This is a genomic window from Flagellimonas sp. B-3, assembly GCF_056857835.1.
The window spans coordinates 283,621-302,693 of record NZ_JBSXNW010000016.1; the positions used below are offsets into that span (position 1 = coordinate 283,621).

Sequence of the window (19,073 nt, forward strand, 5' to 3'; positions counted from 1 at the left end):
TTATGGTTATGAAACGAATATATATTTACACTTTGGCAATGCTTTCATGCTTTGCATGTGAAGACGAACTGGACCAATTTCCAGAAACAGGCATCTTGGCCGACAACTATTACACCACACAGGAAAATGTTGAATCGACAGTGACCGCTACATATAATGAGTTACAGGCACTCTATGATTATTACATGATACTGTGGGGAGAGATTCCTTCTGACAATGCATATATCCAAGCTCCAAACTCCAATGGAGGTGCGAGACCTTTGGAAGATTTTTCATGGATCAGCACCACTGGTTTTGTTGGGAGTATATGGGAGAATGCCTATGAGGGCATCTTATATGCAAATACCGTGTTGGATGTAATCGATAATGTGTTATATGACAGTGAATCCTTGAAAAGTATAAGGATTGGTGAGATGAAATTCATCAGAGCATTTTTATATGAGCAGCTTACAACAATCTATGGGGATGTTCCCTTGGTTTTGGAGGTGGACGATCCTACCAATGCGTTTGATGATGTCCGGACCCCAGTGTCTGAAATCTATACGCAAATCGAGGCAGACCTGTTGGATGCCATAACACTTCTGCCAAAAACCAATAGCGTGGGCAGGGCAAATGAATATGCAGCACGTGCCATTCTTGCTAAGCATTACATGAGACTAGGGGACTTTGGCAAGGCAGAGGCACAATTGGAAATCATCGTGGGTTCCGAAAAATATGACCTTGCTCCGATTGATGGCCTTTTTGGTGTGGAAAATGAAGGCAACGATGAAGATGTCTTCAGTATTCAGTACACTTCCAATTTAGATGGAATGAGTGAAGGAAGCCGGTTCTATTACATATTTACCCAACCTGATGACCAAGGGGGCATGGGGGCCATGGCCATGGAAAGTTCCCTGTACAATTTATACGAGGCAGAAGATCTTCGTCGAAACTTGATCAACGAATCCAACAATGTGTACTATATCAACAAATGGACACCATCACCCAACAGCAACAGGGAAGATGGTGGGGACAACCACTTTGTGGTCAGGTATGCGGATGTGTTGCTACTATATGCGGAATGCCTCAATGAGAACAACAAGACCTCTACTGCGGAGATTTATCTCAATAGGGTAAGGAACAGAGCAGGTCTGGACAACACCACTGCAAGCGACCAAGCAAGCATGCGCAATGCCATTGCCTTCGAAAGAAGGTTGGAATTGGCAGGTGAAGGCCACCGCTGGTACGACCTACTGAGAACGGGCAAAGCCATACAGACTATGAACAGTTTCTTCCAAACGGAAGGAAGAGGTATCACTGTTGACCCCATAAGATTGTTGGCCCCTATTCCACAGGCTGAAGTTGATATTACGGATATGGAACAGAACCCCGGCTATTAATCAAAAAAAACACAAACAATGAAACGATTTTATAAATTTTTCCTATTGATCGCATTTATCGGAGCTGCACTCAGTTCCTGTGATGTGGACAGTACAGACTTTTCCCTTGACGACAGGGACGTCTATATCGACTCCATAATCATAGAAGCCTCCAAAAACCCTTGTATTGAGGAAGATATTGAGGTTTCTGTTACCAATTATTCCAGAAGCATTACAGCTTCCCTTCCGGAAAATTGTGATGCCAGTGACATGGTGCTCACCATCCATTTGCAGGATGGAATCACAACCTCGCCCGCATCCGGGGAAAGTTTTTCTACTGGGACTTCCTCCCTTTTGGTATCCGGATTTGGGCTGGAAGAGGAATACACCATCAATCTAAAAGTATTGGAACCGTTTGAGTCCGATGATGAATTTGTGTCCGTTTGGAGAGTGGATGCCAATGGCAGTATAACCCTTCCACTTATAGAGACTGGGATTTACAACTTCAAAGTATTCTGGGGCGATGGGCAGGAAAGTATAGTGGCCACCTACGACCTTGAGTCTGCCACGCACACCTACGCAGAGGCCGGTGACTATACAGTCACTGTTTGGGGAGAAATCAATGGGTTCAACTTTGATATGACCAAGACGAGTGCATCGAATATCATCGACATCACTAACTGGGGACAGGTCAAGTTGGGCAATGATGGCGGTTATTTTAGAAAGTGCACCAATCTTCAGATAACGGCAGAAGATGCCCCTGACCTTAGTGAAACCACCAATTTCAGGACCATGTTCAGGGAAGCCACTTCGTTTAACAGCAACATCAACCATTGGGATGTGAGCGGTGTCACCAGCATGTGGGACATGTTCTATAAGGCCAATAATTTCAACCAACCTTTGGACCAGTGGGATGTGGGCAATGTAACCACTTTTGAGACCATGTTTAGGGATACCGCTTTCGATCAAGACATATCCGGATGGGATGTCAGTAGTGCCACGACCATGAAGAACATGTTCAGGAACTGTCCTTTCAACCAGCCCATCGGTGATTGGGATGTTTCCAATGTGACCAGTTTCCAGTCCACCTTTAGGCAGAACGATGCCTTTGATCAGGATCTTTCCGGTTGGGGCGACAAATTGGGCAATGTGGTCACCATGCGTGAAATGTTCAGGGAATCCGATTACAACGGCGACCTTAGTGCATGGGATATGAGCAAGGTGGTAAGCATGTGGGACATGTTCAAGGACAGCGGATTTAACAATCCCTCGATCAATAATTGGGACTTGAGCAGTATGGACAACATGGAAACCATGTTCGGTGGTGAAAATTGCGCCTTTAACCAAGATATTTCCGGTTGGGACGTGAGCAATGTGGTCAATATGCAGAACCTGTTCAAAGAAAACAAGGTGTTCAACCAAGACCTTTCCGGTTGGGACGTGAGCAACGTAATGTGCAATTACGATTTTGATACCGACGCACCCCAATGGGAAGATGCCTATAAACCCAATTTTGTTGCTGACAAAACAGATAATAATGAGTTCTGCAACAGGGATAATTGACATGGATTTATTTTTAATTGAAAAGGGACCCGATCAGGTCCCTTTTTATACTTTATATTAGTTGTATGACAAGATCAACTCTCTTCAGTATCGCATTGTTGGGCTTTTTTGTGGCCTACGGTTGCTCATCGGACAGCGGAGAACCCGCTGTGAAACCAGACCCCCAAAAACAGGGGCAGAATCCGGATCCAGATCCAGATCCTGTTGTTACGGATTCCACGACCGCCATATATAGGCAGTTTTTCTTTACAGGGACCCACAATTCCTATTCAGGAAATCTTGGAGGGATGAAAAGGGAAGGAATCGAGACACAATTGGAAAGGGGGCTCAGGTTTTTTGAATTCGACCTGTTCACCTTCCATACCCAAAAAGCCTTGCAGACAACTTGGGCCGAGCAAGTGGATGGATTTACCGTGTTCGATTACATGGGAGAGCCACATATCCTTTCCTATTCAAAAATCGGGGGCAGTATCAAAATATTCAGCCTGGACAATGGCAATCCACAAATAGTTTACCAGAATACAGGAGAAGGTTTGGACGAAGTCGATAGGAAATTTTCAATACTGCCTTTTCAGAACGGGCTATATATTTTTGGATACGAACCATTGGCCGGTGACTTTATCATTTACAGTTTCAATGGCACTTCACTGACTCCCTTGCATTCAGGAAACATAGGGGACACCAATGTGAACCTGTCCACTTTTGTGTTCAACAATACAGCCTACACAGCAGTGCATGCCAAGGACAGTACCACCTATAAGATTATCGACATCTCTTTTGATGGTGGAGATGTTGCCCTTGGAGAAACACGCTATGAACAAAATTCCGTTCCCTCCAATGAAACCCTGTATCCTTTTGAGCAGGATAACAACCTTTACATGTTTAGGCACAATGTAAATACCGTCACTAATTTCAAGGTCGAATCGGTCGATACCAATGGAAACACTTGGACAACGAACGGCAACCAAACAAGCACATCAAGCCAGCTCACTGGCACGGTACAGGCTTCAATCACCAATGGAAAACTCTTTGTGAACTCCTATGGCGCCAATGGTGATGTAAAGGGTTCGCAATTGATCATGGACAATGGCAAGCCTAATTTGGTCAATGAGTACAACAATGAATCTGATATGTTGTCCGGTGCAGAAGCGGGTATGTACCCATCTGAAAATGGATATTACCTTTTTTTACAAAAAGATACATCCGTCCAATTGATGTCTATAGCGATAGGGGAACTTGTTCTAGGACATGATGCCCCAGGAGATGAGGTAGATTTAAGCGTGGACAATCCATCGTCCGTTTTCTTGGAAGATTGGATAACATATATCTCCAATTGGAGCAATGACAACCCAGAGCACGAACCCCTGTTCATTATGACAGAGCTCAAGGAGTACGAACAATGGATGGCAAATGCCAAATGGCAAAGCATCATTCGTTTGATGCAGGACAAGTTTGGGGACAAGCTGAGGTACCATAGTTCCAGCGGGTTCCATAATGAGGATCTGGTGGATCAAAACAAGATTGTTGATGGCAAGACCTTGTACTTTATGGACGAAAACGGGTCGAAGGAAGGGGGGCTGCTCGGAAAAGTGGTGCTCTATATACAGCCGAACAACAACATAACCAAGAGTGAGCACACCAACAACTTTCAGCCCTTTGCCACAACTGATGGCATACTGCAAGAAAACTTCCTCCAACTCAGACGGTACAGGGAAAACAACAAATTGGTGTCGCCCGATTGGAGAAACCCTGGGAACTATGGCAATGATATCGGGGCGTTCATTGATGCAAAAGACGACAGCTACATCAGTCGGATTTTCCACATGCAAAGCGCATCGGGTGACGGTCAGTACGACAATATCCGTTGCACCGATGTCATGTTTGCCGTTTCCGATAGGCCATATGAAGGCCTGTACACCAACTATGTGGAACAACAGAAAGTAAAGAACGATTTGGAAAAAGTCGTTGGCTGCGATTGAAAAAGGGCATCCAGAGAGCAATAGGAAACAGTAAAATTTAAATGCGCAAAACAGTTGATGGTCGACAAAAACTAGGAAAATGAAATATATTGTATCAATACTATTTTTATGGTCATTCCATTTGTGTATGGCCCAAAACCACATTATCCCCCTCTGGGAAGGAAAAATCCCGAATGCCAAAGAATCAAATCTCGAAGAAGTACAAAAGAATCCAAAGGCCAGGGTGATTTCAAAAGTCATAGGGCCTAGTTTGGAAGTGTATTTACCATCCAGCGTCATCAAAACAGGCAAGATGGTCATGATATGTCCCGGGGGAGGATACGGTGTGTTGGCCTACGACAAGGAAGGAACGGATGTTGCCAAATGGCTCAATGGCTATGGCATAGCGGCGGCCGTTCTAAAATACAGACTGCCTGAGGACGAATCCAATGAGGTCCCGCACCTCACCCCATTGCTGGACGCCAAGAGGGGAATGGAACTGCTCCGCTCAAATGCGGAAGAATGGGAAATTGACCCCAACAAGGTCGGAATAATGGGTTTTTCGGCAGGAGGGCATTTAGCCTCCACACTTGGGACACACTTTGAAGATGAGAACCGACCGGATTTCATGGCACTTATCTATCCAGTGGTGACAATGAAAGAAGACTACACTCACAACGGTTCAAAGAAAAACTTGTTGGGGGAGCAGCTTTCCGACGATTTGGTGGAGCACTATTCCAATGAATTACAGGTAAGGGAAAACACGCCTCCCACATTTATCCTCCACAGCGCCGATGACGAAGTGGTCCCGCTGGAAAACAGCCTTCAGCTGGTCAAGGCACTCAAGGACAAAAGGATATCGGTTGAGATGCACATTTACCCGTATGGCGGACATGGATTTGCCCTGGCCCTACAAAAGGGTAGACTTGCAAAATGGGGCCAGTTTCTTTTGGATTGGTTGAAAGACATCTAGATAGGTAATATTTTTTCATTGAAAATCAATACGTTACGATTTTAAATTTGCAGTAACCAAATCTGTGGACGCGTAATGGAAAAAATAATTGTATTTTGTTAACAGGTCACTTCCAACCCTTAATAGTTGTACCTGTTCAGGGTTGAAAAGTACAAAAGAACCAGATGAAGAAAAGATTTATACCTATCCACTATGAAAAAGGGACGTGTCACCTTAAAGGATATTGCCGCCAAGCTCAACCTTGCCCCTTCCACAGTTTCAAGGGCTCTTAACGATCATCCCGCTATCGGGGACGATACCAAGAAAGCCATCAAAAAATTGGCCGAGGAACTGGATTATCAACCCAATCCCATGGCCTTGGGGCTCCTTCAAAAAAAATCCAATACTATAGGGGTCATAGTGCCCGAAATAACCAGTCACTTTTTTTCCGCTATTATTACGGGCATCCAGGATGTGGTGGGACCAACGGAATACAATATCATGATTTGTATTTCCAATGAATCCTACGAAGAAGAGGTCACCTTGGTGAAGAAGTTGTCCAAGATGCGCGTGGATGGCATTTTGGTATCCCCATCATCAGGAACCAAGAGTTTTGACCATTTCAAGAATTTGCAGAGGAACGATGTGCCCGTGGTGGTTTTTGATCGGGACTGCCCAGGGTTGGAAAGCGACAAGGTTTTGGTGGACGATTATTCCGGGGCATTACAAGCTGTGGAATACCTCATACGTTCCGGCTGCAAAAGAATAGCCCATTTGGGCGGCCCTTTGAACCTGAGCACCACAAAGCATAGGCTCCAAGGCTATCTTGATGCTCTGGAGAAGAACAAGGTGCCCTTACGAAAAGACTACATCCAACACGTTAAGGGCTTTTCCCATAAAGATGGTATCAAACCCACCAAGAGATTACTGGAACTTGAGGATGCCCCAGATGCCATATTTGCCATTAATGATAATATAGCCGCTTCGGCCATGCACGTGGCCAAAAAAATGGGACTGGCTATTCCTGGTGACATTTCAATCGTCGGTTTTGATGATGAGCCCCATTCCTTATACTTTTCCCCTGCATTGTCCACCGTTTGGCAACCGGTGTACAGTTTGGGCATGTTGTCTGCCAGGATATTGTTGCAACGCATTAAAAACAAAAATTCCAAGGAAGAATTCAGAATGGAAGTATTTAAGCCGGAACTGGTTGTAAGGGCATCCTCCAGAGAAGATTCGGTCGGTATTTCCGATTGATTTTGATGTGGTTTTCATGCAAACCTTTGCATGGAGTTTTCGCCCCAATGCTTTCGGGCATAGCGTTTTTTTTGTTCTTTTAACCTCGGTTTAAGGCTTTTGTCTGACCACTAAAAAAATAAAAGGACATGGTTGTTTCTCCCAAGATTTTTTTTAACGACTGCTACGGCAAATATGCCATTGCGGCCGTAAATGTTTTTACAATGGAACAGGTGCACGGGCTTTTTAGTGCCGCACAGCGGGCCAATGCTCCTTTTATAGTGCAGTTGACCCCCGTGGCAAGGAGCTACGCCCATGCAAAAATGTTGTCCGCCATGATCGATGCCGCGGCAAAGATCTATCCCAAGGCTGTATATGCCGTTCATTTGGACCATGGCAATGAAGAGCATGCCTTTGACGCCATTAACTCGAAAAAGTACCAATCTGTGATGATCGATGCTTCCCACGATGATTTTGAGACCAATGTGGTGCGGACACGTACCGTGGTGGAAAAGGCCCACCAGGCCAATATGGTCGTGGAGGCTGAATTGGGTGTGCTCGCAGGTGTGGAAGACGATATCGACATTGCAGAGGAACATTCCTGCTACACCCAACCATCCGAAGTGGCGGTGTTTGTCAATGCCACAAAATGTGATAGTCTTGCCGTAGCGGTCGGGACCAGCCATGGGGCCTATAAATTTTCGGGAGGCCAGGGAATCCAATTCCATATACTAAAAGAAATACAGGATCGGTTGAACGGTTTCCCCATTGTACTGCACGGGGGCTCTGCCGTCAATGTAGAGGAAATAGAACGGATCAACCAAGCAGGTGGAAAGTTGACCGAGGGAGCAGCGGGTGTTTCTCCGGAAGAGATAGTAGAATCCATAAAGTACGGTGTTTGCAAGATCAATATTGCGACCGACACCAGATTGCTCTGGGCCAGGGTGCATCGGGAGTTTTTTAAACAGACTCCAGACTTGTTCGACCCAATATTGCCCGGAAAGGAATACATACAAGAATACGAAAAGTTCATGTTGCAAAAATTTGAACTTTTGGGAGCCACTGGCAAGGCAGAAAGAATAAGGACAAACAACAAAATAGTAATGAGCAGATGAGAAAAGAATCCCATTTATTGGTCAAACCCCTTAAAACACCAGGAACATACCATAGCATAACTCCAGAGACAGCAAATTGGAACTATCTGAGTTTTGGGGCCAGGGAAATGAGAAGGGGAGAGAACTGGGAACATAGTACGGGAGACAATGAAATGGTTATTGTGCTCCTGAGCGGAAACTTTAGAGTGAAGAGCGATAAGGGAACATGGGAAACGAGGAATGGGCGGAAAGATGTGTTCAGCGGAGTAGCACACACCCTCTACATTCCAAGGGACAGTAGGTTTGAACTGACCGCAACGAGCGATACTTTGGATATTGCCTTCGGATGGTGCAAATCTGATGGGGAATATCCAGCAAAGTTTGTCACGCCCGAAGAAACGCCCACGGTAATTTTTGGTGGGGACAACGCAACAAGGCAGTTCAACGACTTGGTGCCGCCCGGTTTTGGATGCAGTAAGATCGTGGTGCGAGAAGTGTACACCCCATCGGGCAATTGGAGTTCCTTCCCCGCACACAAGCATGATGAGCGAATTTTAGATGTAGAAGGAAATGTATTGGAGCCCGTTCAAGAGGAAACCTATTTCTACAAATTCCAAAAACCAGAGGCTTATGCCATTCAACAAGTATATACGGCAGACCGTTCATTGGACGAAATAGTAAGGCCACGCCACAATGATGTGGTTATGATTCCAAAGGGATTTCACCCAGTAGTGGCGGAGCATGGTTTCCATTGTTACTACCTCAATTTTTTGGCCGGCACCGACCAGTGCTTGGCCAATACCACAGATCCCGATCATGAGTGGATCTATGGTTCATGGAAAACAAAAGACAATAGGTTGCCCTTGGTTACCGCACAAATGAACAAACACTAAAAGATGAGCAATAAGAAATACGATGTGATTACGTTCGGAAGATCTTCCATAGACCTGTATTCGCAGAACATAGGTTACCCATTCAATGATATCAAAGGATTTGACGCCTTTGTGGGAGGCTCTCCGCTGAACATAGCGGTGGCCTGTGCCCGCCTTGGGCTCCAACCCAGCCTACTTACCGCAGTGGGCAAAGACAAAGTTGGTGAATTCATCATCAACTTTTTGAATAAGGAAAAGGTGAACACAGACTGCATCCCAGTCAAAAATGGAGCACGAAGCAGTGCGGTCATTTTGGGCATCGAACCTCCCGACAGGTTTCCCTTGGTCTATTATCGCGATAATGCGGCCGATAGCCAAGTCGATATAGATGATGTGCTGAAGGCCAACATACAAGATCATAAGATATTGCTCATAAACGGTACGGCCATGAACGTTGAACCCAGTAGGAGCGCAACCTTTTTTGCCGCCGAGATAGCTCAGAAAAATGATGTTGACATTGTTTTGGACCTCGATTTCAGGGCAGATCAGTGGCATGACTACCGTGCCTTTGGAATCACCGTAAGAGCCATTTTGCCCAAAGTCAAGATTGCGATAGGTACCGAAGAGGAAATTCTTGCGGCTACTCTGAGCGAGGCATCACAGGTGGTCATCAAACACCAACAGATATCGGCACCCGAGATCAAAGGGGATATTGAAAAATCAATAACATGGTTGCTTTCTTCGGGAATTGAGACGCTTTTGGTGAAAAGGGGCTCGGAAGGGGTAAGCATCTATTCAAAAGATGGTTCACGGGAAGATGTGCCCGGGTTTCCGGTAGAGGTCTTGAACGTATTGGGAGCGGGTGATGCATTTGCAGGCGGCTTTTTATATGGTCTGCTTCAAGGCTGGGGCCTGTACAAAGCATGCCGGATGGCCAATGCCAGCGGAGCACAGGTGGTGACCAAAAATGGGTGTGCCAATTTTATGCCGACCCTGGAAGAATCCCTGAAATTTATAGAGGATAAAGGCGGTTTCTGAAATATGGAACAGCCAGGTGCAATATCAATGAAGGAAAGATGAAACGGATTGTGAAAAGGTGCACTTTTAAGTACAACCAAAAAGAGAAAGATCAATGAAAACAATACGATTGACAGTGGCCCAAGCGACCATCGCATACCTTAAGAACCAATACGTGGAACGGGATGGCGGGGAGCACAAGTTTTTTGCCGGATGTTTTGGGATTTTGGGACATGGAAATGTAGCAGGAATCGGGCAGGCACTCCACCAAGACCCGGAATTTCCGTTTTATGTGGCTCGTAACGAGCAGGGAATGGTCCATTCTGCAGTGGCCTATGCCAAGGTTAAAAACCGTTTGGAAACCTTTGTCTGTACCACATCCATAGGGCCTGGAGCAACAAACATGGTCACAGGCGCAGCCTTGGCGACCATAAATCGGATTCCGGTACTGCTCATCCCCGGGGATATTTTTGCAACAAGACAAGTGGCTCCCGTACTGCAACAACTTGAATCCAATACTACGCAAGATATTTCTGTAAACGATTGTTTTAAGCCTGTCTCAAAATATTGGGATCGAATCAACCGGCCAGAACAACTGATTACGGCCCTACCTGAAGTCATGCGGGTATTGACCTCTCCTGCGGAGACAGGTGCGGTAACCTTGAGCATTCCGCAGGATGTCCAAGCTGAGGCTTATGACTTTCCATCTGAAATGTTCGAGAAAAAAATATGGACAATAGGGAGGACATTGCCTGATCGTAGCTTATTGGCACGGGCCGTCTCACTCATTAAAAAGAGCAAAAAACCGTTTATTGTTGCCGGGGGAGGGACCATTTATAGCGGTGCTACAGATGTTTTGGAAGAAATGGTCACCCGAACAGGAATTCCGGTAGCAGAGACCTATGCGGGAAAAGGATCGTTGCCCTATGATGTGCCCCAAAATTTGGGTGCAGTCGGTGTAACGGGGACCCCAGGGGCCATAGAAGTGGCCAAGGAAGCGGATGTGGTCATAGGTATAGGAACCCGTTACAGTGATTTTACCACCATATCCAAATCAGGGTTTCAAAATCCAAATGTCCGTTTCATCAATATTAATGTAACGGAATTCGATTCTTTCAAACACGGTGCCCTTCCCTTGGTGGGAGATGCCAAGGCGATTCTCGAAGAATTGAATCAACAACTTTCAGATTTTGAAGTGGGGGAACCCTACCGGAAAAAAGTATTGGAACTCAACAAAAACTGGGATGATTTTGTATCCGGAATATATGCGGAAAAAAACGGAACACCCGCTTTTCAAGGCGAGGTCATAGGTGCCGTGAATAATTTTTCGGAGGCCAAGGACATTGTGCTCTGTGCAGCAGGAAGCCTGCCCGGTGATCTACATAAACTATGGCGCACAAGGAATCCGAAAGGTTTCCATTTGGAATACGGATACTCTTGCATGGGCTATGAAATTGCGGGTGGCCTTGGTGCCAAGATGGCTAGACCTAATAGTGAAATCTATGTGATGGTGGGTGACGGCAGTTATTTGATGATGTCACAGGAGATAGTCACTGCCATTCAGGAACGGCAAAAACTTACCATTATCTTGTTGAACAATGATGGTTACTCCAGTATAGGCTCTCTTTCTGCTTCTTTGGGGAGCGAAGGTTTTGGCACATACTACCGATATCGAAACGAAGCAACGGATCAGCTTGATGGCGGATTGTTGCCCGTGGACTATGTGGCGAATGCCGCGAGCATGGGCGCTTATGTCATAAAAGCATCCAACGTGGCCGAATTCAAGGAGGCCTTAAAAGAAGCGAAGACCATTGATAGGACCACTTTGATCTACATTGAAGTGGATCGAAAAAAAGGGGTGCCAGGTTTTGCTTGGTGGGATGTTGCCGTGGCCGAAGTGTCTGAAAAAGACGCTGTCAAAGAATCCTTTGAAACCTATCAAAACAATAAGAAGACCCAAAAATATTACCTATAACCCCTCTCAATTAAACCAACCAAACCAATGGATTCAGATTTTATAATCATGCTGGCATCGTTTGTCCTTTTTACGGGAGGAGTTGCACTCTTTACCTGGTACAGTCTAAGGAAAACCAACCTGAGTTCATCAGATGGTTACTTTTTGGGTGGAAGAAGCCTTACGGGGACTGTGATTGCTGGTTCCATGCTTTTAACGAACATATCTTCGGAGCACTTGATCGGCATGAACGGGAATTCATACGTCAACGGGTTCATCGTTATTGCATGGGAAGTGACATCTTCCATAGCATTGGTCGTGGCAGCCGTGTTTTTTGTACCTAAATACCTTAAAATGGGACTCACCACGATTCCCCAGTTTTTGGAGAACCGTTTTGACAGTTTTACACGTTCATTAGTGGCCATCATCTTGATTTTTTCTTTTGTGGTCACTCTGTTGCCCATAGTACTGTATTCCGGTGCCATTGGTATAGAGAGCCTTTTTGGCGTATCGGAAATTTTGGGGGTAGACAAGACACAGGGCTTATGGATTACCGTGGTGGTCATTGGGGCCATAGGATCTATTTACGCAATCTTTGGGGGGTTGAGAGCGGTTGCATTTTCCGATACCATCAACGGGTTCGGCCTTTTGTTGGGCGGTTTGCTCATTCCCTTCCTCGCCCTGATGGCCATAGGTGATGGCAATGTATTGCATGGTCTAACCGAAGTATATGAATTTGCACCTCAAAAGTTCAATGTCGTTGGGGCACCCGATTCCGTACTGCCGTTTGAAGTGCTGTTCACGGGATTGATCATAAACCAGTTGTATTTCTGGGGTATGAACCAGACCATTGTCCAAAGAGCATTGGGAGCCAAAAACCTCAAGGAGGCCCAAAAGGGTCTTTTGCTCACGGGTTTGTTCAAAATTTTGATTCCATTGATTATCGTGTTACCAGGGGTAATCTGTTACTATTATTTTCAGGATGCCTATTATGGCAACCAGGACAGTGTTTATCCACAACTGGTAAAAAAGGTGTTGCCAACATGGCTGATCGGTTTCTTTGCGGCCGTCATCATGGGTGCTGTATTGAGCACGTTCAACTCCGTACTCAACTCTGTGGCCACGCTGTTCAGTATAGACATCGTCAAAAAGCACATCAATAAGGATATAAGTGACAGCAAACTTGTGGTAGTCGGCAAGGCCACATCGGCAATTTTGGCGGTGGTAGCCATATTCGCGGCTCCTATGATGGCCAATGCACCGGACGGACTTTACCAATTGCTCCAAGAGCTCAACGGTATCTATTTTATCCCTATTGCATCCATTTTGTTGGCAGGGTTTTTCATGAAGCGCATTTCGGCCACAGGGGCGAAGGCGGCATTGATATTTGGGCTTCTGTTCTACATTTTTATGTCGTGGATTTATACGGAACACGGGATCCATTTCGTGCATTTGTGGGGTATTGAGTTTGTCCTGAATGTGGCCGTCATGTTTGTGGTCTCCCATTTTTATCCACGAAAAAGCTCATACGACATGGTGGATGTGGGTGCGGTGAGCCTTGTTTCATGGAAATACACCAAAGCCATGTCCATTGGACTTTGCTTGGTCACCATACTGATTTACATATTGCTCGGAAGCAATTCATAATAAAAAGAATTATTTTAATATAGCCTTAATAACAAGAAAATGAATATTTTAAAGAATTACATTGACGGAAAATGGTCCGAAAGCGCATCAAAAGATTCGATAGCGGTTCATAATCCGGCCAATCAAGAAGTTTTGGCAAAGGTCCCTTACGGTGCGGATACCGCAAAGGATGTAGATCGGGCGACCAAGGCCGCACATAAAGCATACAAAGAATGGAGCAAAGTACCCGTTATGAAAAGAACACAGGTACTGTACCAGCTCAAAACCTTATTGGAGGACAATCGGGAAGCGTTGGCAGAGGTCATTACCAACGAATCGGGAAAGACCAGGGCTGAATCGCTTGGGGAGATCCAAAGGGCCATAGAAAATGTGGAAGTGGCCTGTGGTACCCCTATGCTCATGGCAGGGGATGTCATAGAGGACATTGCCACGGGTATCGATGAGATGATGATCCGCCAACCACTTGGAGTAGCGGCCTGCATCACTCCGTTCAACTTTCCGGGAATGATCGTGTTTTGGTTTTTGCCCTACGCCATTGCCACGGGGAATGCCTTTATCGTAAAACCATCGGAAAAAGTGCCCATGACCATGATGAAGGTCTTTGAACTGATCGATCAGCTCAATATTCCGGACGGGTTGTTGAACTTGGTGCACGGAGGAAAGGAATCCGTAGATGCAATATTGGAAAACCCCATCATAAAAGGAGTAAGCTTTGTGGGAAGTACCCCGGTAGCCCGTTACATTTATTCCAAGGGAACGGCCAATGGAAAACGGGTTCAAGCGCAGGGCGGAGCTAAAAACCCTGTTGTGGTTCTGCCCGATGCGGATATTGAAATGTCTTCCAAGATCATTGCGGATTCAGTATATGGATGTGCCGGACAAAGGTGTTTGGCCGCTTCAACCATTATCACTGTAGGAGATGAAAAAGGGGAGATCAAGGATTCCATTTATGAAACAGTAAAGAACAGGACCACGGGCTATGGTCTGGACAATGTGGATATGGGACCGGTGATTACCCCAGAAAGCAAAACAAGGATTGAAGGACTCATCCAAAAAGGGGTGGACGAAGGGGCCAAACTTTTGTTGGATGGTAGAAATGCAACGATTTCCGGATATGAAAAGGGAAATTTTATAACCCCCACCATTTTGGAAAATGTGGCTTTGGACAAAGAGTTGATACAAACTGAAATTTTTGGACCTGTGATGAGCTTGATATCGATGAAGAACATTGATGAGGCCTTGCAATTTGTCAATAATGGCAATTATGGGAACATGGCCTGCCTTTTCACGACCAGTGGTGCCAATGCCAGAAAATTCAGGAACGAAGCTGATGCAGGAAACATCGGGATCAACATAGGCGTAGCGGCACCAATGGCCCAGTTCCCCTTCAGTGGTTGGAAGGATAGCTTTTTTGGCGATCTGCACGGCCAAGGGAAGCATGCCATTGAATTTTTCACACAGACCAAGGTGGTCATAGAACGTTGGCCAAATATTTGGTCGCGCAAATTTTAAAGGATAACAAATGATCAAGATAGCAAATGCCCCCTGTTCATGGGGGGCTCTGGAATTCGATCTCGAAAAAAAATCTGAAGAAATAGGTTTTGAACAGGTTTTGGACGAGATCAAGGAAACGGGGTATTTGGGCACCGAACTTGGCGACTGGGGATATATGCCCACAGATCCCGCGCTTTTGAAGAATGAGATAAGCCAGCGTGGACTCGAGCTTCTCGGTGCATTTGTGCCCGTTGCGCTGGTCAAAGCCGATCAGCATGAAAACGGGAAGGCTTCGGCTATGCGCGTGGCCGAATTGATGTACAATGCAGGGTATGGTGATGCTTTTATCGTTCTTGCGGACGACAATGCCTCGATATTGGAAAGGACCCAAAATGCGGGTAGGATAACCCCCGAAATGGGGTTGGATCGAAAACAATGGCAGGTTTTTGCCGAAGGGGCGGAAAAAATTGCGAGGGCCGTGAAAGATACTTTCGGGATAAGGACGGTTTTCCATCACCATTGTGCTGGCTATGTGGAAACTCCTGAAGAAATAGATACCCTTATGGAACTTACTGATCCCGAACTGATCGGACTTTGCCTCGATATGGGGCATTATGCCTTTGGAGGTGGGGATCCGATAAAAGCTTTGGAAAAATATAGGGATAGGATTTGGCACGTTCATTTTAAGGATTATGACCCCAAAGCTGCCCAGAGATCCAGAAAGGCCCAAGGGGATTATTTCGATGCGCTCAAAAGAGGAGTTTTTTGTGAACTGGGCAAAGGAGATATTGACTTTAAAGCAATTGTGGATTTGTTGTGCCGAACCGGATACGATGACTGGATTGTAGTGGAACAAGATATTTTGCCGGGCATGGGAAACCCAAAAGCATGCGCCAAGTCAAATAGGGATTATATTATAACATTGGGATTATAGTTTATAGAAATCAAATTCATGAAAAAACCAAAATTCGCCGTTGCCGGTTTAGGCAGAATAGGCAAGATTCATTTGGGCAACATTTGCCAAATGGAAGGGGTACAAGTGGTCGCGGCCATGGATCCCTTGGAAGAGGGCAGACAATATGCCAAGAACAAGAACATCCCGTACATTGCTTCTAACTTCGAAGAAATGTTGACAATGACCCCCATAGACGCCATAGTGATCTGCTCACCAACCGACACCCATGCAGATTATGTGGAGATGGCTGCAAAGGCCGGTATCCATGTCTTTTGTGAAAAACCCCTCGATCTATCATTACAGAGGGTAGTGGAGGTCCTCGATATTGTGAACAAGGCCGGGGTCAAGCTCATGTTGGGCTTTAACCGTAGGTTCGACAAAGAGTTCAGAAAAGTGAAGGATTTAGTGAAGACCGGAGCTGTGGGTCAGCCCCACTTGGTCAAGATTACCAGCCGGGATCCCGGGGCCCCGCCCATAAGTTACATTGAAAAATCGGGTGGACTGTTTTTGGACATGACCATTCACGATTTTGATGTGGCCCGTTTTGTGGTCGATAAGGAAGTAGAGGAGGTATACGCCAAGGGGGCCGTTCTTATAGACGAGGCCATTGGCAAGGCAGGTGATATAGATACTGCAGTGGTAACGCTTACCTATTCCGATGGTACTATGGCCGTAATTGATAATAGTAGGGAGGCGTCCTACGGATATGATCAAAGGGTGGAGGTGTTTGGATCCAAGGGCATGGTCCAGTCCAATAACAACTTTATGGATTCTCATAAATTGTACAACGATAAGGGCATACATGCAGCCTTGCCTTTACATTTTTTCTTGGAACGGTATAGGGAAGCGTACAAGAACGAAATCTGTGACTTTGCAAAGAGCCTTGAAAATAATGACAAGACACCAGTTGATGGAAATGATGGACTTCAATCGTTGAAAATAGGTCTGGCAGCAATCAAATCACTCAGGGAGAATAGACCTGTTAAAATCACTGAGATATTTTGAATAAGACAAAATGCAAGTATTTAAACTTGATTTTTTTGTGAACTAAGAATCCTATGAGTGAAAATGACCCATTAGCTGGGTAAGACAGAACTATAAAGAACTCCACGACTATAAGATAACAGTAGGTCAAAGATTTCAGCCTGTTTCAGAAGAAATTGTAGTAAGTACATTGGGTAAAAGCCCTCAAGGTGAGCTGCGCAAATTTTATCATTTTAAAGATAATAAGGTCTATACGGACAACGACACCGTCAAGCACAACAAGCTACGTTTACCATGGAAAATACTGCTTTGGCTTTCAACTGGGAATTGGATTTGGAAATACTTGGGATGTTGCCATTTGAGGACTTCAATCAATTTGATATTAATTTTTATCATCCGGGTTCCAAATCAAAACCTGAATACCATACGTATCAAAAGGTAAGAGAGGAAAAGCTGTCCATTAATGATCAAGAGTTCAGCTGTTGGGTGCTGAAAATAGAGCACAATGAAAAACAATGGAGTGAATTTTGGATAGATCAACAAACGTTCAAAGTTTTGCAGATACGTGATTTTTTCTATTGAAGGTTTCGTTACAAAAAGTTGGTGATTTAAAAGGGGGGTACTGTTTGTGGATTGTAGAACAGCTTTTTTAGTTGTTTTGTAAGCCTCTCAAAAAATATTACAGTTTGGTAATGGTCAAAAGTTTGATTTCAACAGTCAGATTTGCTTAAGAAAAACTGTCCTAAAAATCAGGGTATCTACAAATCAATGCATCTATGAAATACCCAATAATTTTTCCTCAAATCATTTTAACAACGCTAAAAGGATTTTCTCAAAATACTTCAGATTACTCAAAATTAATAGGGGGTGGAAACTTTGCCTTGCTAAAGATTATAGAAGTTAATCCGGACTTTATGAAAAAGCATTTGAGCTAAGCCTAAGTGCTCCATTAAGTGATTGCTATAACGCCTCTTGTATTTAAGCACTGGCAAATAATGAAGATATGCCTCCTCATTACCAGTGAATTGAAGTGGACGAACTAGATGTGCCAAAAAGATTTAAATATGGGAATGAAGATAGTATTTGCTATTTTAAATTCATTTTTAAGCAAAAAAAATGCCCTTTTAGCCAAGGGCATTTATCACTTATAACAGTATTAATTGATTTTGAGATTGTTACATCCTCAATCTCATAAACAATTCATGGGTATTGTTGTCCAGCCCGTCAATGGGGTTTTGGATGGAGGTCTCATAGGCATAGCCCAAATTGAATCCGTTGTTGATATTGAACAGGAACAGTCCGCTGATGCTTTCATCGTACCTATAGCTGGCGCCAAACTCAAAGCGTTCCCCAAAGTCCAGGATACCCGTCAGTTCCACCGATATGGGGGAGGCATCCACGTAGCGCAACATCCCCATGGTCTTCAGGTCCAAGGTTTTGCCCAAGAGAAGGGTATATCCCCCGCTGAGGTAGGCGTGCATGCGGTCGGTTCCCAAATAGGCATTTCCATCGCGTTCCTGCAAGCGATCCGGGGTCAGTAGTTTGGGAGCGGACAGGGATGCAAAATACCTATCGTGCTTTAAATAGACCCCTGCCCCTACATTGGGGGTGAAACGGCTATCGTAGTCCATCAGGGTTCCATCTTGGCCAACCCCATAGGTGACAAGGCCATTGGTGTTGGCATCATAGGAGTTGGCACTTCCCTTGATCCCAAAGTATAGCCTGTGGTCTTCATCCAATCGGATGTGGTAGGAAACATCGATGGCCATCCAGGTCTGCTGTTCTATGAAGGTACGGTCGTTGAGGATGGACACGCCAAGCCCCACGTTCCTGCCCATGGGCATGCCGAAAATGGCACTTTGGCTCTCGGGGGCACCTTCAACGCCCGCCCATTGGCTCCTGATGCCCAAGGAGAGCTCGGCAGCCTCCGAGCTTCCGGCAAAGGCGGGGTTGTAGATGTTCATGTTGTAGCGGTAAAAGGTATAGTTG

Annotated in this window: 15 protein-coding genes and 1 pseudogene; 15 read left to right on the forward strand and 1 reads right to left on the reverse strand. The window is 45.3% G+C overall.

The genetic code is table 11. The features are described 5' to 3' along the window. The first annotated feature begins 8 nt into the window (after nucleotides 1-8). The 15 genes and pseudogenes from AC13CS_RS04645 to AC13CS_RS04715 all read left to right on the forward strand — a co-directional run bounded on the left by AC13CS_RS04645 (nucleotide 9) and on the right by AC13CS_RS04715 (nucleotide 18,019). Nucleotides 9-1,379: a RagB/SusD family nutrient uptake outer membrane protein gene (locus tag AC13CS_RS04645; RefSeq protein ID WP_293169172.1), complete on the forward strand. Its 1,371-nt coding sequence runs from the start codon at nucleotides 9-11 to the stop codon at nucleotides 1,377-1,379. 18 nt (nucleotides 1,380-1,397) lie between these two features. After that, nucleotides 1,398-2,921 (forward strand): BspA family leucine-rich repeat surface protein, encoded by a 1,524-nt coding sequence (locus AC13CS_RS04650; RefSeq protein WP_482888541.1) that lies wholly within the window; start codon nucleotides 1,398-1,400, stop codon nucleotides 2,919-2,921. A 65-nt stretch (nucleotides 2,922-2,986) separates the two neighbouring features. Then, complete coding sequence (locus AC13CS_RS04655) at nucleotides 2,987-4,900, forward strand: PI-PLC domain-containing protein (protein WP_293169168.1); 1,914 nt, start codon at nucleotides 2,987-2,989, stop codon at nucleotides 4,898-4,900. A gap of 79 nt (nucleotides 4,901-4,979) precedes the next feature. Next, nucleotides 4,980-5,852 (forward strand): alpha/beta hydrolase, encoded by an 873-nt coding sequence (locus tag AC13CS_RS04660; protein WP_163626043.1) that lies wholly within the window; start codon nucleotides 4,980-4,982, stop codon nucleotides 5,850-5,852. A gap of 192 nt (nucleotides 5,853-6,044) precedes the next feature. Beyond that, entirely contained in the window at nucleotides 6,045-7,088 is a 1,044-nt protein-coding gene (locus tag AC13CS_RS04665; RefSeq protein ID WP_293169163.1) for a LacI family DNA-binding transcriptional regulator, read from the forward strand. Nucleotides 7,089-7,216: 128 nt separating this feature from the next. Beyond that, nucleotides 7,217-8,182, forward strand: coding sequence for a class II fructose-bisphosphate aldolase (locus tag AC13CS_RS04670; RefSeq protein ID WP_293169161.1), 966 nt, complete (start codon nucleotides 7,217-7,219; stop codon nucleotides 8,180-8,182). Then, complete coding sequence (gene iolB, locus AC13CS_RS04675) at nucleotides 8,179-9,054, forward strand: 5-deoxy-glucuronate isomerase (protein ID WP_293169159.1); 876 nt, start codon at nucleotides 8,179-8,181, stop codon at nucleotides 9,052-9,054. Before AC13CS_RS04670 ends, iolB begins: the two co-directional genes overlap by 4 nt. 3 nt (nucleotides 9,055-9,057) lie before the next feature. Continuing rightward, nucleotides 9,058-10,071 (forward strand): 5-dehydro-2-deoxygluconokinase, encoded by a 1,014-nt coding sequence (gene iolC / locus AC13CS_RS04680; RefSeq protein WP_482888542.1) that lies wholly within the window; start codon nucleotides 9,058-9,060, stop codon nucleotides 10,069-10,071. A 94-nt stretch (nucleotides 10,072-10,165) separates the two neighbouring features. Beyond that, nucleotides 10,166-12,025, forward strand: coding sequence for a 3D-(3,5/4)-trihydroxycyclohexane-1,2-dione acylhydrolase (decyclizing) (iolD, locus tag AC13CS_RS04685; protein ID WP_482888543.1), 1,860 nt, complete (start codon nucleotides 10,166-10,168; stop codon nucleotides 12,023-12,025). A gap of 27 nt (nucleotides 12,026-12,052) precedes the next feature. Then, complete coding sequence (locus tag AC13CS_RS04690; protein ID WP_293169153.1) at nucleotides 12,053-13,651, forward strand: solute:sodium symporter family transporter; 1,599 nt, start codon at nucleotides 12,053-12,055, stop codon at nucleotides 13,649-13,651. Between the two features lie 39 nt (nucleotides 13,652-13,690). After that, nucleotides 13,691-15,163 carry a CoA-acylating methylmalonate-semialdehyde dehydrogenase gene (locus AC13CS_RS04695; protein WP_482888545.1) on the forward strand — a complete coding sequence of 491 codons (1,473 nt, stop codon included), beginning with the start codon at nucleotides 13,691-13,693 and terminating at the stop codon, nucleotides 15,161-15,163. Between the two features lie 10 nt (nucleotides 15,164-15,173). Beyond that, nucleotides 15,174-16,079, forward strand: a complete 906-nt coding sequence (locus tag AC13CS_RS04700; RefSeq protein ID WP_293169149.1) for a TIM barrel protein — start codon at nucleotides 15,174-15,176, stop codon at nucleotides 16,077-16,079. An 18-nt stretch (nucleotides 16,080-16,097) separates the two neighbouring features. Then, the gene (gene iolG / locus AC13CS_RS04705; RefSeq protein ID WP_293169147.1) at nucleotides 16,098-17,105 is read left to right on the forward strand and encodes an inositol 2-dehydrogenase; all 1,008 of its coding nucleotides are present in this window, start codon (nucleotides 16,098-16,100) and stop codon (nucleotides 17,103-17,105) included. 270 nt (nucleotides 17,106-17,375) lie between these two features. Then, a pseudogene (locus AC13CS_RS04710) lies at nucleotides 17,376-17,666 on the forward strand (DUF3108 domain-containing protein); the annotation flags it as partial. A 194-nt stretch (nucleotides 17,667-17,860) separates the two neighbouring features. Continuing rightward, nucleotides 17,861-18,019 carry a hypothetical protein gene (locus AC13CS_RS04715; protein WP_293169143.1) on the forward strand — a complete coding sequence of 53 codons (159 nt, stop codon included), beginning with the start codon at nucleotides 17,861-17,863 and terminating at the stop codon, nucleotides 18,017-18,019. 240 nt (nucleotides 18,020-18,259) lie between these two features. On the opposite strand, the gene AC13CS_RS04720 is transcribed toward AC13CS_RS04715, so the two are convergent. After that, nucleotides 18,260-19,073 (reverse strand): PorP/SprF family type IX secretion system membrane protein (locus AC13CS_RS04720; protein ID WP_482888546.1); only part of this gene is annotated, 814 nt, incomplete at its 5' end.

Excerpts from the sequence above, each read along its gene's own strand:
- AC13CS_RS04715 (WP_293169143.1), top strand. The coding sequence starts at position 17,861 with ATGAAATACCCAATAATTTTTCCTCAAATCATTTTAACAACGCTAAAA.
- iolB (WP_293169159.1), top strand. The coding sequence starts at position 8,179 with ATGAGAAAAGAATCCCATTTATTGGTCAAACCCCTTAAAACACCAGGA.
- AC13CS_RS04700 (WP_293169149.1), top strand. The coding sequence starts at position 15,174 with ATGATCAAGATAGCAAATGCCCCCTGTTCATGGGGGGCTCTGGAATTC.
- AC13CS_RS04650 (WP_482888541.1), top strand. The coding sequence starts at position 1,398 with ATGAAACGATTTTATAAATTTTTCCTATTGATCGCATTTATCGGAGCT.
- iolC (WP_482888542.1), top strand. The coding sequence starts at position 9,058 with ATGAGCAATAAGAAATACGATGTGATTACGTTCGGAAGATCTTCCATA.
- AC13CS_RS04660 (WP_163626043.1), top strand. The coding sequence starts at position 4,980 with ATGAAATATATTGTATCAATACTATTTTTATGGTCATTCCATTTGTGT.
- iolD (WP_482888543.1), top strand. The coding sequence starts at position 10,166 with ATGAAAACAATACGATTGACAGTGGCCCAAGCGACCATCGCATACCTT.
- AC13CS_RS04645 (WP_293169172.1), top strand. The coding sequence starts at position 9 with ATGAAACGAATATATATTTACACTTTGGCAATGCTTTCATGCTTTGCA.
- AC13CS_RS04690 (WP_293169153.1), top strand. The coding sequence starts at position 12,053 with ATGGATTCAGATTTTATAATCATGCTGGCATCGTTTGTCCTTTTTACG.
- AC13CS_RS04670 (WP_293169161.1), top strand. The coding sequence starts at position 7,217 with ATGGTTGTTTCTCCCAAGATTTTTTTTAACGACTGCTACGGCAAATAT.
- iolG (WP_293169147.1), top strand. The coding sequence starts at position 16,098 with ATGAAAAAACCAAAATTCGCCGTTGCCGGTTTAGGCAGAATAGGCAAG.
- AC13CS_RS04655 (WP_293169168.1), top strand. The coding sequence starts at position 2,987 with ATGACAAGATCAACTCTCTTCAGTATCGCATTGTTGGGCTTTTTTGTG.
- AC13CS_RS04665 (WP_293169163.1), top strand. The coding sequence starts at position 6,045 with ATGAAAAAGGGACGTGTCACCTTAAAGGATATTGCCGCCAAGCTCAAC.
- AC13CS_RS04695 (WP_482888545.1), top strand. The coding sequence starts at position 13,691 with ATGAATATTTTAAAGAATTACATTGACGGAAAATGGTCCGAAAGCGCA.